This window comes from Rossellomorea sedimentorum (genome assembly GCF_046237645.1).
GTDB lineage: Bacteria > Bacillota > Bacilli > Bacillales > Bacillaceae_B > Rossellomorea > Rossellomorea sedimentorum.
Window position 1 is genome coordinate 2,171,841 of the sequence record NZ_CP143546.1, and the last position, 15,711, is coordinate 2,187,551.

Genomic DNA, 15,711 nt, shown 5'->3' on the forward strand with positions numbered 1-15,711 from the left:
TCATCTCATGGTGCTAGTAGTATTTTGGTCCTTGCGTCTATAGGGCATGGAATAAAGAATCGCCTATTGGACAAACGAAGGGCTTAATTTGATGTTAAGTTATTTTCTATTAAAACGAATTAACCATAGTGGATAAAATGCATTATATCCATAAAAAATAGCATAAGAATAATGGTGCGAATTCGTATGCTATAGACTATGAATCCTTATGATCTGTACCTCTAAAGTGAAATACTTAAAATTTGGCTCGAGTGCTTTTTTGCAATGATATATAGCCCGATGTTATAAACGGGACAACCCTCCCGCGCAGTATATGCCCTACTTCACTTCCTATTATCACCAAGCTGGTCACGATTTGGAGCAGCGGGCGGCTCTTCCAGCCACTTATTGTCTATCATGATTTTAGCGCCTTCTTTTCCATATAATCCAATTTGGGCCGACATGCGCTCATACATGAACATTAAGTCTGAACGTTGACTGGCTGCTGCAGCTGAAGCATAATTTCCGAAACCGGCAGTTGTTAAAAGGCTCATTTGGAACATCATAATTTTCTCAGAGAAGGCGGAGATTGTACTGTCGGTTATGGCATGATCAGCCGAAATGGGTGCCTGGATATCATCCCTCAGCAAGACATCAGAAAATCTATTGATGTGATTCTTTGATATTTCTTTCCCTTTTTGCATATATTTACGCACTTCAGCCGATTGAGCCGTCTGCATGAAGGCCGATGTTAACATGACGCCAATTTGATTGGTTTCAATGTTCAAACTGAGATGAGAAATTTCAATCGCGTTGAGAATACGAGGTGTAGTTAAGGGATTCAACCCGCTCATATAATTTTTGTCATGCACAAAGCTCGTCTGTTTAGGGTATGGGATGTAAGGCCTTCTCAAATAAAGCCCCATTGCGAGTGCTATATCAGATGTCAGTTGATACAGTTCCTCTACTCGTCTTAAACAGTCTCCAAAAAGCTGGCGAACATCCTTTCTTGCTGCAAGAGATAAATTGGCAGTATGAGTGAGCATGCCAACCCGGCTCATGTGCAAGGTGTACGTCAGTTTAAATGTATCGGTGAATAAATCGGGAGCCTTAATTTCAACATCCTTTTCGGTGAATCCGTAAGGTACAGGAAGATTTTCCTCGTTAAAGATTTTTTCGTATTCAAACAGCTGGCGGGAGGCAATTTCATAAGCTTTTTCAATTGCTGGTTTTATGTCCTGATTCTGAATCTTTTCTTTCATGAATCGAATGAACTGAAAGGACATGCTATCGTACATATATGCAGACCAGAGAGTCCCAATTTCTGCAGCCGTTAGACTAACTTGATTATTTTCCATCTCTACACCACTCTAATAATTAGTAAATAAATACTATGTTATTATTTTTCAGATGGTGAATATTATTCAGGAAACATTAACTTGGCTGAAGCATTTTTATTAGGATCTTTTCTAAAACTTTGTTGCTATTTTATACCTGAATTTACAAGGATTATTCTGAAAGCAATAAAGAAAAGAGCAATTCACTCTGTTCAGAGAAAATTGCCCTTTTACCCAAAGAGAAAATCAGAAAGGTTAGTTCTGCTTAGTATGATTTTGAACTCCGATTAACGCGTCTTTTGACCTGACTTCTTCCTTTTTAATGATGGAAATTGACCCATCTCCTTCGAGCACGATGGCTTCCACTCTTTCAAATGAACTTAGTCCCTCATTGCGGATTTTCATTCTCAGATCCTCGATTAAGATTCGATGCTTCCCCATTTCTTTTTTATAAAACTGTCCTTCATAAAAAATATATGAGGGTGAGGCTTTAATGAGGTCAGTTACCCGTTTTGACTTCACCGTTAACTTGGCAATAAGAAGCTGCAGCAGTGTGAGCATAAAAAGAATGACCGCTCCTTCTGCCAGCGTCACTTTATCATTCGTGAGGATGGTTGATAAAATCGCACCGTATGTAATCGTGATGATAAAATCAAACATGTTTACATGAGCAAGAGTACGCCTGCCAAACAGTCTTAATAAAAATAGAAGAAAGGGATAGGCCAGCAGGCACATAATTACAGCACGGATGAGGTTCCTCCACCCGTCAAACAGCAAGGTATCAAACATTCAACCACTTCCTTTAGCTTGAAAGTACATCATGTTGATACCCTGGGCGGGGCTGCCTGAAACGGTGTGACTCTTGGGCGTTGTTCCTTGTTTTGGCTGTTCGTTTGCCATTATCAGCGGTCTCTGGGTTTAAAAAATTAATCCTCAGTTATTTATCTGCGATTTTTTAAATTTATCGACCAACCGAAAATTTCGAAATGCAAAGCCTCAACGAAAATCCCCTTTAGAAGAAGACAAACTCAACATAATGATTCTCCACTAAAACGAATTAAGATTCGACCGAATGCTATGTACCCTTCCTGAAAAAATGAACAAATCATCATAGTTAGCCTCAATATATTCTTCAATGATGGCGATCTTCTTATCGACCTTCTCAACATTCATCAAGGTTTGTTTTTCTTCTCCCTCATATCTCGTCAAACGCTTCAGTTCATCGGCCAACAATTGAAAGCGGAATTCTTCCACAAGCAGTTTTAAGCGGTACAACAGATCGGGCTTCAACACAAAAAAAGGATGCTGTTCATACGTCCGGTTTACCAAATCGATAAATCCCTGAAGGTTTACAGCTAGCAATTTTGCACGTTCCAGTTTGAAGTTCAATTTACGCCCACCTCTTTAAGAAAGTGAATTATTTCAATTAGTAATACTTATGAGAAAGATTATGACATTCATGATTGATTCACACTAATCCGTTTGTGAAGGGTAACTTGAAACATTCTCCCTTATAAATCGTAAAGTAATTATATAGGAGGGATTTTTTGCGGAATTTATTAGTGTTTGTCGGAATCTTATTTTTAGCAGCTTGTGGGAACATTGTGGATTCCAGCGGTCTCGAAGATTTTGATAACTCAAGTTTAAAACAAGAACTTAAAGAGAAGCCATTTCAACCACAACTGCCAACCAAAACCCCATTTAAAGTGTCGGATACACAAGTGATACATCTACCAAACCAGGACACTGTACTGATGATTGATTTTATGAGTTACAGGGACAACGAAAGAATTAAGAACACCATGGGTCTGATGGTTGTAAACGGAAAGAATGTTGAAAGTTCGAATATGGAATTTGAAGATGTAAAAATAGGTGATATAAAGGGAAAATATGCTGTCAATAGTGCTGATGCCATGATACTGAAATGGACTAAAGATGGTATCTCATATGACCTCACCTATTTCGGGAAACAGTCAGAAAAAGAAATAACGAAAGCGGATTTGATTAAGACGGCAGAATCATTTGAATAGATAGAGCCGATCTCCAGTCTTCCTATCCATTAGATTAAGCAAAAGACCCGTCAATTGACGAGTCTTTTGTTCATTATGGCAGTTAAAAGATGTCCTTTGTATATTATTCCTACTAATTACCGGTCTCGAGCACATCAAAAAGGAAAACTCCAGCCACCCCTAGCTCTCACTCATTTTTACTAAACCGTCATCTTCCAATTAGATACCGCCAGCCAGTTTTCTTTCTCTTTATAGTCCGGCATGATTTTACCTACAAGACGCCAGAAGGACCGGTCATGATTGAGGTGGACCATGTGACACATTTCATGAACCACAACATAATCAATCACTTCCATGGGAGCCATGGCCAGCTTCCAATTGAAGGTCAGCTGCCTTTTTGAGTCACAGGTTCCCCACTTGGTTGTACTATCCGTAATACGAATGGAAGTCGGTTTGGATTTAAAGTGATGTTGGTGTTTTGAGATACTCTTCTCAACCAACGCTTTACACTGTTGGTAATAAAAACGTTTCAGGGCCTGTCTGATACGTTCATCTTCATGCTGTTTGACATACACATCCATGGTCTTTTCATTAAACACGATATGATCTTGAGAAATAGTTGAATCCTGATGAACTTCAATAGGAAAAGCTTTTCCTAGATACAGAAAAGGTTCACCCTGCGCATACGTCTTTTCCTGCTCTCCCTTCAGGCGGTCTTTCCTTTCTTTCGAGTTCTCCAAAATGAGGTCCCATTTATCTTCTAATAACCGAAAGACAGACTCGTCAGGCGTGCCTTTAGGAGCGTGCACCTCTATATTTCCATAACCGTCAAGATAAATACCGATGGATTTCCGGTTCTTATATTTAATATCAAAATGTATCGTCTCACCTGAGAAAGTATGATTCATGACTTATGCCCTGTATCTGATTGTTAATCCTTTTAGGAAGTTCCTGGCATATCGATCGCCGCACACCTGATAATTTTTATGTCCTTCTCTTCGAAAAATGGCGCCCATTTCCCCTTTTGTGACCGTCACCCCTGCATCCTGCAGTATTTCGATCATATCTTCACTAGTCAAAGAGAGTGCAATTTTCAATTTCTTGAGCAAAAGATTATTCACGTGTTCATAGGTAATTGCCGGTCGCTCAGGCTGCCCTGGCTTAGGTCCTCTTTTGAAGGTGATGAATCCATTCAAGAAAGACTCGAACATTTCATCATCACACGGTAAATGATTTTCCGACTGAACCTCATCCTCCTCTGATTTTGTAAGGACCTTCATCACTTCTTCTTTAGAGAGATTAATGCCCCCAAGCTTGAAGATCTCCACCATCTCTGTATTTTTTATATCCAATGCATAACGTAAGCGAATCAATATATCGTTATTATCTATATTCATTGATAAACCTCCTGATATTTTGCACGTGTCCTGCACTAAATCTAATTTGTTGAGCCATGACACTGAACTATTAGCTTACCACTTTATGGTCTTGTTACATAGTTTGAATTGATGGTAAAACCAAAATGGGACGGAGGGACAGGTTCCGCATCCCAGTCTGCATTAGAGAGGAAACCTAGTAAACGCTATCCTTCTGCTATGTTTTCAAGAGAATAAGCAAGTCTCTAATCTGGTTATGCAAAACATTAAAAAACTGCGGGTTTGTTGGTTATCTCAAAATTAAGAAGCTGCCTCAAAATCGTAAAGGATTCCGTTTTAAGACGCTTGAATCCAAAAGATTAGCCCTAATGAAACTCATATCGAAACCCGAAATGGCAGCAAAAAAAGCAAAAAAGACTCCTCAATTGACGAGTCTTTTTGTCTTGAAAAATAAATTGGCTAAACGACCTTTCATAAAAAACCTATTGCATTAATTAAAGGTAAGCTATAGCTGGTTCTATATCAAACATTCCACTTTCTTTTAAAAATTGGGAAACTAAATGGATGTGAGCAGCTCCAATAATTAACACGGTTCTATCTGAAGGGGAGCTTGTTATCTTAGCCAAGTTCGAGTATATTATTAAATTTCTTTGGTACCACCACCTGAGCCAATCAATACCAACATAGTCCTCTTCAGTTCCGATCCGTGCAACCGCCATATACATTTCGTGGCCTTTTTTTACGCTACTTTCTTCATTTATTTCTTTCATCAGGTCGACAATACTTTTGGTCGCTAAATCATAATCACTTCGTGAACGATACTTTTCATCTATGTATTTATAAAGGTCAGGCTGTTCGTTTTTTGCCCATTCAAACACCTGTCCAATCCCCCTGTTCCCGACAGTTTTCATCCAATCAACTGCATAAATCTTTTTGTGTCCTAACTCTGAAGCTATCCTAAAACCATATTGATGAATTTCGTCAATATTCAGCTCAAAATCATTATTCAAATACTGTCTGTATTCTTGATTTAATTCCTCTTCTTCTTCTTTTACAACTTCAAAAGCCAGTTTCGTAGGGTTAAACTTTTTTATTTTTTCTACAACTTCCCTTATTTCATTTTGCCTTCTTTCAGTTAACAAATCATCGAATTCCTCTCTATAAATATCTGGTGTAAATCTTATATGAAAGGTACCTAACACCATTACTTTAGGTTTCTGTTGTTTCTGCTGCTCCATAATTATCCCCCTCCGGATTTCAGTATTTTTATACCGTCTATGTTTAATCATGAAATCCATTGTTCTTCCTAAACCTTTTTTAGCACAACCAAGTAGCGACTACTCTGTTCAGCAATCGCCCCATTAAATGATTCTTGTTGTACAAGAACAAGTTACTGATTATTTGTATTTTCCATTGTAAAACTTTCCTTACCGCCATCCCATTCGACTGTTACTTCAACAATGCTATCCTGCGGGACAATATCGCCGTTCTTGGAGCTTCCGTGAGACTCAAATACTTTCTTATCTAAGTTTTCTCTTGTCCCTTCGCTACCTCCAGAACCAGTATCATAAGAATAAAATAGAGTACTCCCAGCAATTTCACTTAATTCGCCCTTATATTTTAGTTGAAAATCGCTTTGAGTTTTCGTGGTATAATCGTCTATTTCTCCTTCTTGATTTTTGATGAAAGTTTCTTCACCAATGAAAACCAGTTCAGCTTCCCAATTTTTACTTTCCCCTTCAAATGTATAATTAAGTTCCTTTACTTCTTTTGAATTCTCCAGCGACTCATCAACATTGTTTGAGGATACATTACATCCACCTAATATAATAGGAAGAGATACAAATATAATGATCATCCAGCTTCTCAATTCACCCCCCCTTTTTCTGGAAATTGCTTATTTGTTTACAGGGTATCATAAATTTGTTCAACTTTTCTAATATTTCCTCAAGAGAAATTCTTTTAGGGCTATTTCTTCATCTGATAAAATGCCCCGATCATCCAATAACTTCAACAAAAAAAGCGTTAATCCTTCTTAGGTCAACGCTTCCAATAACGGAAGATACATATCTTATTTCTCTTATTTCCTATATTTCTATTTCATTTAAAACATAAATTAAATCTAGGGTGGTGGGTATTATTTTCAACAATTTCGTCCTAATCAAAAAATTCAGGTGGAATTTCTTTGCTCAATCCATAAATTTGGTTGAACTCCCAATACTGTCCTGAAATCCCCATTAGAACAGACGATTTATAATAACCTAATTTATGCAGTATTTCTCCACCATTATTTTTAAATAAAAGTTTGTAAGGTGGTTTGTCAAATTTCAATCCATTTGTTGAGAGTGTACCAGCAATATTTAGGTCGTCAAGAAGTTCGTTGATAAACTGCTTATCATCAACTTTGCCAACATGCTCCTCTGTTTCCCAATCAACTATCTCAATTTCTGCCACATTATCATCAAAATTTAGATTTTTCTTCGTTCCAATCACTTTTCCTGTAATCGCATCAATTGAAAGCGGACCAAAAATTGAGCTATCTATGCTTCTATAACCGTTATCTCCCAAAACAAATATTTCATTGTCAGATAGCTCAATTTCCTTCATATTTCTAGAAAAATATTCACTCACTCTCTTTTCATCATAGGTTGCATTTTGTTCATCCAAATAAGACAGATACTCTTCCTGTGTCATTCCTAAACTTAGAGAGGAACCATAGAACGTGTTCAATTGCTTGTTGTCAATAATGACATTTCCATCTTTTATTTCAATTGTTTCTCCTGGCAGAGCGACCACCCTTGATATATCCATTACATTGGGATGAAGATTCGGATACTTCTCTTTGTCGATTTCAGGTGTTTCAAAATATATCACGTCTCCTCTTTCCAAGGAGTTTTCATTGTAATAATCTTCATCCATAACGACATTTCTTTCGTATTCATGGTTACCCCTGCTCATCCCCCCTGAAGTGTATTCCACTACTGTATGAGAAGATGCATCTGAAAATTGTTCAATTTCTGGTTTTGTGTTTTCATCAGTGATGATTCCGCTAACAGAATTGTCTTGCTGGCAGCCGATTAAAGGTAGAATACAAAATAAACTTACGATTAACCTTTTCAAAAATCAACAACACCTCCTATTTGATTTCCTCAAAAAACACTTCTCACTTCCCTATATCTCTTTGTATTATTAGACGATATTTGAATAAATTTATTGCAATTTTTTTGAAAAAGTATTTTCAACTAAACTGCCCCGTTCATCCAATAACTTCAACAAAAAAACGTTAACCCTGATTAGATCAACGCAACCTTTACTTTTAGTACAATCACAATTCTTCATTTATAAAACTGTCATCACCAGTTGCTTTCACAATAATTTTGCGGTCATCTATATTCCACTTGGTAAACCATACTGTCATTTTGTCATCTACATTGACTAATTCAACATATTTTGCTGGACTGAATGAATAGCCCACAGTTACAGTTTCAATATCTTGATTTCTTATGGAACCGAATAAAATTGAGTAATTTTTATCTGGCAGTGATATATAATTTGAAGAAAAACCATTATCTAAGTCTCCCACTCTTCCAATGTCTCCTAAATTACTTTCCCACTTCCACCCCATGTTACTTTCACCATTCACTAATCCTATTTTTACACCATCAATATCTTTAAGCTTATAAATTACTACTGAATCTTTATTGTTGTTTATTGCTTGATGGTATAATACCTCTGTAACTTCTATACCAGCTTCTTTTATTGCTTCTTCAATGGAATCAGGTCGATTAGCTGCTGAATATACAAAAGTTAAAAAAACCAAAACTATCATTAACGGTAACACTATCTTCCTTCCCATCATCTACCTCCACTTTTATTTGACTTTCCTGTCCGATTATTGAATAGGATACTAGTTATATACAGTCGACCTTCAATTTAAGGTCGCTCACTTTTCTTCATATTATTGCTTAACTGCTATGTAAAAGAGTAAACCGACAATACCACCCAAAAGCAAGAGTTGAACAAACTCACCATTCCCAAGAAACGATAATAAAGCAATAGCTAAAAATGATCCTAAAACTATAGAAATGACTGCTTTTAAATAATTCATGTACTTAATTATTACCCTCCATTTCTTTAGCAGGATAATTCCATTAACGCTTTAATGGAATTTTACATCTCTTTCTGTATCCTTATTTTACCACAAGTTAGATTTCCGACTTTAAAGTTTGTGATTTGTTTATGACCGACAAAACCGCGAGGCAATTGACACCTGGTACCTTTTTTTCGAGGACACTAGCTGTGGTCAGGATTAAAAAGCTTGGCATTTGTACTGAGATTTACACGGTGAATCTTTTAATATAAAAAAAACTGACCTATGCCAATTCATAGGTCAGTTTTAATGACAAAATGCACCCGAAAACCATTTTCAAAGGCAGCTTTTTATCATCGTTCATCTATCTCCCACAACACTTCTTATACTTCTTCCCGCTTCCGCAGGGGCAAGGTTCATTCCGGCCGACTTTTCCTGCTTCCTTTTTTTGAGGAGAGCCCGCGGAATGGACCAGCTGTAAATGGGTTTTCTCACCAGTCCTTAATTCTATAGGCGTATGCCCTTTTAAGAACCATTGCCGGGTATTATTCAGAAATGGAACCAGCTGATCCATTATGGTCTGGACCGTTTCCAGCGAGTCAAACTCTAAAGAATGACTTAATAACTCCATGACTTCGTTGGGGCTATGACCATCTCTCGTCAAATACACACATTCTTCTACAAGTTCATCCGCTTCGTCCTTTTCTATATCAAAATTCTTTACAAGATGGTTGACGAATTGTAAGTAGTGCTTGTTCCGGTCCATGTAATCCGGTTCACCGGCGGCAAGCAGCTGTTGTTTGGTAAATGGGTAGTAGTCGACATTACTTCGAGCTTCATGTTCCTGTAAAACTGCCTTAGGATCGACTACCCACCCGTTGGAAAACCCATCACCATCTATATAGAAGTCATCACTACGATAATAGCGAGCTTCATATATGACATCAAGGTATCGCCTAAGCGGCAACGTTTCTCCAGTATACTTTTCCATCAGCTCAATTATAGTGGTAAATTCTAATGTTCCATAATAATACAGCAGCCCTTTTGTGAGCTTGATCCATTCTGTGTTTTTACTGATTAACGACTGGACTTCTGCATCCTTAGCCAGTTTATTAATAGCATCTATCAGTTCTTCGGGAACAGCCAAAATCTGCTTTCCAGCATTGGTCCCTGAATAAATCAATCCTGAAGCACGTAAATAGGCGACTTGATCCCAATCCAGGTCGCCGGCCGGGAGATATCCCCCGCTTTTCGCTATCCTGATTAACAACCCGAAACGCTCTTGATCCCAATTCAGGTATTGATTACCCAGTTCACGAATCCATTCTTCGAGCACTTTGATCAGATCAGCCTTCTTCAGAGTGCTCGCATTCGGGACATTCATGTTTCTTCGTATGTTATCCAACTCGTTTTTTGTATATTTACTTAATCCTTCATTTAGTGATAGTGGGATATTGATGGTAGTCCAAAGCTTCTTGTACTGCTTGATTTCCTCGTCTTCCATTAATTCATGTAACTCTGATAATGCATCTTCCAATTGCTTGTCACTCATCCTGTCACCTTCTTACTTTGTTATAAACAGACACTGAGGGCTGAATTTTCAAACTTCCCCCTTATTGGTCCTTAGTGCTGATAGGAGTTACTTCTCAGAACAAATAATTGCTATTAGTGTAACATGGTGAAAGGAAAGGAACCAATAATGAACGCTAATCAAACAATAAGCTGGTATAAGAGAGTTGAAACAATGTGGTATAATGACTCAAAAGGAAGTGTTTGAAATGGAAGAAACTTTAAAACAGATCTTGCAAGAGTTAAGAGAAGGGCAAGAATGAGTAGTAGAAGTGAATGATAGACTGAGAAAAGTAGAAGTAACTGTGAAAAAAGTAGAAGAAACTGTAAACAGAATCGAAGTTTCACAAACTGAGGATGTCGTTAGGTTGTTGAAAATCACACAAAAGAAGACGGACTCAGAAACTGATTATATTAACAGCAGACTTACTCAAATGGATAAGCGCATCTATCAATTGGAAAAGCGGATCGAAAGCTGAAATGGGGACTCTGTCTCACTCTATTAAAACTCCGCTTTACTTTTATATTTTAAAACCCTCTCAGACTTGCCTCTTAGCCTCTAATAAGGATAGTCATCCAGCGTAAAATCCTTTTACACCCTTTCATTAAAATATCATCGATAAAATATTACATTAGAAAACCAATGCAAAGAGCTGGATAATCGAGTTCTCCTTCTCTCATCCAGCTCACTCAATGTTTACATAATAATATTATGTGATACCATTTTTAATTTAGTTCAATTCCCTATTTCAAACCTTTCTTTTATCTAACATCAAGCCTTTTTAATAATCATCCTTTCCCTTCTTTCCACTCTGCCAAATAATCATCCAGCACCTTTTTCAGCTCCTTCCCTATTCGTGAGTATGCTTCATCCTCCAAGTTGGCAAGCGACACACGAATGGACCATGCTGGCGCCAGGAAGCCTTCGCCGCTCATCAATACGATCGATGACTTTTCGGCCAGGCGGTATAAAATATCCTCCGGCTTATAATTAGATTTCAAGTAGTCCAGGAACCCCTCTTCAAAATGGTGGTTGCACCAAATCTCCAAGTCGATCTTCGTATAATAATCAGCGTCGTTCGGTAAATGCTTTTTCGGCAAACCAAGACCTTCGTATAATAGATTCATTCTGCGATGTAAGATATCATTCGTTTTTTGCTTATACTCATTCTGGGTATCCAGCATGGCAAAAATCGAGAAGATCGCCATCTGGATTTGCTGAGGCGTGGATAATCCTGCTGTATGATTCAACGCTACATCCCTGCTGTCGGCTACCATTCGATCAATGAACTTCAGCTCTTCAGGATTCTGTGTCAGCGAGGCATACCTCCTATTCAGTACATCTCGTTTTTCCTCCGGCAGCTCTTTTATCAACTTATCAAACACATTGTTTTCATTGATGGCCACTGTTCCCAGCCGCCAGCCCGTCACGCCAAAGTACTTGGAGAAGGAATACACACCGATTGTATTGAAAGGCAGATCCACCATCAATGAGCGAAAACCTTCCACAAAGGTTCCGTACACATCATCGGAAATGATCATCAGATTAGGATTATCCTGCTTGACGATATCGATAATTTGTTCAACGGACTCCTCATTCAACGCCACAGACGGCGGATTGCTCGGGTTCACGATGAACAATGCCTTAATGTCCTTATCCTTTAACTTTTCCAACTCTTCAGCAGGATATTGCCACGTATGATGGCCTTCCTCATCGATATCCGTTGCCTTGATTTTCACAAGCTCATAGTTGTTGTCAGGGAGTTCCGGTATCTCTATGTATGGTGGAAAGATTGGAACCATCAGAGCGATTTTCGACCCTTTAGGAAGCACGTGATTTTTATATAGCGTCTCAAATATATAACACATCGCAGCCGTTGCTCCTTCAACGGCAAACAGATCAAATGTGCCGCAGGTCGAGTCCTCCCCACACATCTCCTTCAATATAAAATCATGCACCACTTGTTCCGTCCTGACGAGCATCCGATCCGGGTTGGGGTAGTTGTCCCCGATGATTCCATCGACCAATTCATAAAGCCATGCATCCGGTTCAAACTGTTTCGCTTGAATTCCGTAATCAACGATATCTTTCAGCAATGAAATTCCCGGCACCTGCTGATTGTCTCTCACATACTGATTGAACCTCTCGGCCATTCCCGTACGACATGGCATGCCGGTCAAATCGCCTTCATCCCACACCCTTCTTGACTCAGTAATAGCAAACTGCCCAAGCGCGAAAAACGCTTCCCGGGGTGTGGCGGCAATCCAATTGGGGTTTCCGCGACCGGCATCGAGCATGGACCGCGTCATCCTCTTCTTCCCTGTAGCAAGGTCAATGAGTTTGTCTTTTAATTCAAACGGACTGATCTTATGTAATTCTTGACTCTCCTTCATTGGGTCTTTCATAAAGTACCTCCTCCTAGGTAAACTGCTGTCTTCATAGGAAGAGTATTCCACTTCGTGTGTTGGAATATGACTGGGCTTCAATGTTTCTTGAGTGTACATAAGAGAATGGAAGGTCTACCCTAAATTGCAGATACGTCCTGAGGTGGGGGCGTTATGTGGGGGAAGTGGGCTGTGTAGGGAGTAAAACCTTAAAAACAGGACAGCTGACCTATACCACCCAAGATAGGATTACTTCGTAAGCTTATACCAGATCAAAAACTTATGATAGGATTATAGGGGTAGAAATCAAATAGATAGCGAGATGAAAATATGTTGTCATTAGAACCAATGATTTTGTTTGTTGTCCCGTGGCTAATTTATAGGATTACCGTTTTAGCAATACAAAAACAGTTTTCCATTAAGACTGAATTTGCCAAAGGCCTGTTCTTTTTTTCAATTATCTTTATTTATTCCCTGACCCTCTTCCCTTTTCCTTTCTATGTGTATCCACATGAAACGGGAGATCCTTTTCAGCGTATGAATCTGATACCCTTCACAAGTATTTACGGGTCTCTCACACACTTCTATTATATGGTCCCTATAAGGAATATAGGTGGAAATATCCTGTTATTCATTCCTTTAGGATTGGCTATTCCACTGCGATATAAGATTAATAAACTGTGGCATGGAATACTGATAGGTTTTCTTATTTCACTGACTGTTGAAGTCGTTCAATTGTTTACGTCCATGAGATCATTCGATGTAGATGACCTGATCCTCAACACTCTTGGTACAACAGTAGGATTGGTTATGTACCGAGGCTTGATCAGAATGACTAACTCAGCAAAACGGACAGACCAGACAACGGTTGGGAATAAGCTGTAGCTCAAGCTGCATTGGATTCCGCTGCAAGCAAAAATAAAGATTGAGGATGGAGCTATTAGACTCAATCTTTTCATTTAGCTCAATGTTCTTTCCGGACATACAGCAGGTCATGCGCCCCCTATTAGAGGATTATATATTTACTTATTTTTTCGTTTATTAAGGCGTATCCATCCAATGAAAAGGTGCCTTATGGACATAAACAGCTTTTTGCCACTCGTTGTCTTCTACTTAAACAGCTATTTCCTCATTTGAAGCATTTCCGTAGTAATCTCCAGTCATATCATTAGGTTTTGTTTTTACCGGTTTGCACTTTTTAACACACCCATTTGCATAGCATACAAAATTTCACGATGCCAACAGATCCTGTAACCTTGCTGACAAGGGGCGAATTTAGTGCTAAACCTCCCCTAACTTTATGTAAAACCTTGATATACAAACCAAATGTAGCCGTCCAATTCAGTTCCGAATTGGACGGCTACTTTGTATACGTTGAATTATTAAAAACTGGTTACCCTTTTCAGATAACCAGTTTTAAAACGAATCTACGCTTTATTCAACATCTCAGCTACTTGCTCCACATCCTTGTCCCCTCTGCCAGAAAGGTTCACAATGATGATATCGTCTTTCGATAAGGATTTGGCCAGTTTTACAGCATGTGCAACGGCATGGGAACTCTCCAAAGCAGGAATGATCCCTTCCACCTTGGATAGCTCCTGAAATGCTTCTAGTGCTTCCTGTCCGGTTACCGTGACATACTCTGCTCGTCCAGTCGTTTTTAGATGACTGTGTTCAGGTCCAACCCCTGGGTAATCCAATCCTGCAGCGATGGAATACGTCGGCTGTGGATTTCCTTCTTCATCTAACAGTGTCAGACACTTAAAGCCGTGGATAACGGCAGGAACACCCTTTGTCAGAGTAGGTGCTTCTGCAGGTTCCACTCCCACTAAGCGGACATCTTCTTCATCGATGTAGTGAGCAAATGCACCGATTGCATTGCTTCCCCCGCCTGCACAAGCGACAACGGCGGTTGGCAGCTTTCCTTCTTTTTCAAGGATCTGTCTCTTGGATTCTTCACTGATGACAGATTGAAAGTGCTTGACCATCGTCGGGAATGGATGCGGCCCAACTGCCGATCCTAATAGATAGAAGGTATTTTCAAAGTTCTCAACCAGATCATTCAATGCTTCGTCTACTGCATCCTTCAATCTGCCCTGGCCTTTATCCACGGGTACGACCTTCGCTCCCAGTAGCTCCATTCGGAATACATTCAGCGATTGGCGGACCGTATCCAGTTTCCCCATGTATATGATACATTCCATCCCGAACATCGCGCAGGCTGTCGCGGTTGCTACACCGTGTTGGCCAGCTCCTGTCTCAGCAATGATTCTGGTGGCGCCCATCCGTTTAGCCAGCAGTATCTGGCCGATTACATTATTGATTTTATGTGCACCTGTATGATTGAGATCTTCGCGTTTTAAATAAATCTTTGCTCCACCTGTTTTTTCAGTCAGGTTACTCGCAAATGTCAACGGGTTTTCCCGGCCCACAAATTCTTTCAGATAAAATTTGAATTCTTCATTGAATTCCTCATCATCCTTATACTTATTAAATTGTTCAGCAAGGATTGATAATACATTTTGCAAGTCCGGCGGAAGGTAGCTCCCTCCAAATTCTCCAAATAACCCATTCTCAACTACACTGTTTTGACTCATCTCTAACTCAGCTCCTCTAAAAAACTTGAAATACATCATCTATATTTTCATGATTTTAGAAGGAAATCAAGATATTTGTCTTATTTTTCAGTTTTTTTAAAAACACTAGTATGAGATATGACAGCTGGACCTAGTTCCGATTTGATGTCATGCAAAAGGCCTTTGGACACTTTTTCGTCTAAATCGTCGACGTTCTGTTGGAAACTCATTTACCACTATTAAAGGTAATTAATTCAACAATTTTTAAAAATCCTCGAAACACCCAACATCTCCCCTCTAACCGAGAGTTTCCCCTGAAGAAACATACACTAATACGCAACGTACTTCCCCCACCCCTCTTTGTCCTCCCCACACCCCCTCCTTTATGCT

At 39.1% G+C, this 15,711-nt stretch carries 16 protein-coding genes; 3 read left to right on the top strand and 13 right to left on the bottom strand.

The genetic code is table 11. The annotated features are described in order from the left end of the window. Positions 1-323: 323 nt before the first annotated feature. From V1502_RS10710 to V1502_RS10720, 3 genes are all read right to left on the bottom strand, one after another. Entirely contained in the window at positions 324-1,337 is a 1,014-nt protein-coding gene (locus V1502_RS10710; RefSeq protein ID WP_409250640.1) for a DUF3231 family protein, read from the bottom strand. Positions 1,338-1,571: 234 nt separating this feature from the next. Continuing rightward, positions 1,572-2,105 (bottom strand): DUF421 domain-containing protein, encoded by a 534-nt coding sequence (locus V1502_RS10715; protein ID WP_409250641.1) that lies wholly within the window; start codon positions 2,103-2,105, stop codon positions 1,572-1,574. A 258-nt stretch (positions 2,106-2,363) separates the two neighbouring features. Beyond that, on the bottom strand, positions 2,364-2,705 hold the full coding sequence (locus tag V1502_RS10720; RefSeq protein WP_409250642.1) for a hypothetical protein: 342 nt from the start codon (positions 2,703-2,705) through the stop codon (positions 2,364-2,366). Between the two features lie 158 nt (positions 2,706-2,863). Between V1502_RS10720 and V1502_RS10725 the strand changes: the two genes are divergently transcribed. Continuing rightward, entirely contained in the window at positions 2,864-3,346 is a 483-nt protein-coding gene (locus V1502_RS10725) for a DUF4367 domain-containing protein (RefSeq protein ID WP_409250643.1), read from the top strand. A 179-nt stretch (positions 3,347-3,525) separates the two neighbouring features. Here the strand turns inward: V1502_RS10725 and V1502_RS10730 are convergent, their stop codons facing one another. From V1502_RS10730 to V1502_RS10765, 8 genes are all read right to left on the bottom strand, one after another. Next, a complete protein-coding gene (locus V1502_RS10730; RefSeq protein WP_409250644.1) occupies positions 3,526-4,233 on the bottom strand; it encodes a M48 family metallopeptidase in 708 nt (235 codons plus the stop codon). A 3-nt stretch (positions 4,234-4,236) separates the two neighbouring features. Then, entirely contained in the window at positions 4,237-4,722 is a 486-nt protein-coding gene (locus tag V1502_RS10735) for a DUF1456 family protein (RefSeq protein WP_409250645.1), read from the bottom strand. A gap of 473 nt (positions 4,723-5,195) precedes the next feature. Next, positions 5,196-5,939, bottom strand: coding sequence for a DUF5694 domain-containing protein (locus V1502_RS10740; protein WP_409250646.1), 744 nt, complete (start codon positions 5,937-5,939; stop codon positions 5,196-5,198). A 152-nt stretch (positions 5,940-6,091) separates the two neighbouring features. Continuing rightward, positions 6,092-6,571, bottom strand: coding sequence for a hypothetical protein (locus tag V1502_RS10745; protein ID WP_409250647.1), 480 nt, complete (start codon positions 6,569-6,571; stop codon positions 6,092-6,094). A gap of 287 nt (positions 6,572-6,858) precedes the next feature. Continuing rightward, positions 6,859-7,821 carry a signal peptidase I gene (gene lepB, locus V1502_RS10750; RefSeq protein WP_409250648.1) on the bottom strand — a complete coding sequence of 321 codons (963 nt, stop codon included), beginning with the start codon at positions 7,819-7,821 and terminating at the stop codon, positions 6,859-6,861. 205 nt (positions 7,822-8,026) lie between these two features. Beyond that, a complete protein-coding gene (locus V1502_RS10755; RefSeq protein WP_409250649.1) occupies positions 8,027-8,557 on the bottom strand; it encodes a hypothetical protein in 531 nt (176 codons plus the stop codon). Positions 8,558-8,659: 102 nt separating this feature from the next. Continuing rightward, the gene (locus tag V1502_RS10760) at positions 8,660-8,809 is read right to left on the bottom strand and encodes a hypothetical protein (protein WP_409250650.1); all 150 of its coding nucleotides are present in this window, start codon (positions 8,807-8,809) and stop codon (positions 8,660-8,662) included. Positions 8,810-9,155: 346 nt separating this feature from the next. After that, positions 9,156-9,266: an SEC-C metal-binding domain-containing protein gene (locus tag V1502_RS10765; protein ID WP_409254330.1), complete on the bottom strand. Its 111-nt coding sequence runs from the start codon at positions 9,264-9,266 to the stop codon at positions 9,156-9,158. A gap of 1,366 nt (positions 9,267-10,632) precedes the next feature. On the opposite strand from V1502_RS10765, the gene V1502_RS10770 reads away from it, so the two are divergent. Next, positions 10,633-10,839 (top strand): hypothetical protein, encoded by a 207-nt coding sequence (locus V1502_RS10770; RefSeq protein WP_409250651.1) that lies wholly within the window; start codon positions 10,633-10,635, stop codon positions 10,837-10,839. Positions 10,840-11,149: 310 nt separating this feature from the next. Here V1502_RS10770 and aspD read toward each other — a convergent pair whose 3' ends face one another. Next, positions 11,150-12,766: an aspartate 4-decarboxylase gene (aspD, locus tag V1502_RS10775; protein WP_409250652.1), complete on the bottom strand. Its 1,617-nt coding sequence runs from the start codon at positions 12,764-12,766 to the stop codon at positions 11,150-11,152. A gap of 327 nt (positions 12,767-13,093) precedes the next feature. On the opposite strand from aspD, the gene V1502_RS10780 reads away from it, so the two are divergent. Then, positions 13,094-13,630, top strand: coding sequence for a VanZ family protein (locus V1502_RS10780; protein ID WP_409254331.1), 537 nt, complete (start codon positions 13,094-13,096; stop codon positions 13,628-13,630). Between the two features lie 542 nt (positions 13,631-14,172). Here the strand turns inward: V1502_RS10780 and trpB are convergent. Beyond that, entirely contained in the window at positions 14,173-15,342 is a 1,170-nt protein-coding gene (trpB, locus tag V1502_RS10785; RefSeq protein ID WP_409250653.1) for a tryptophan synthase subunit beta, read from the bottom strand. Positions 15,343-15,711 lie beyond the last annotated feature (369 nt).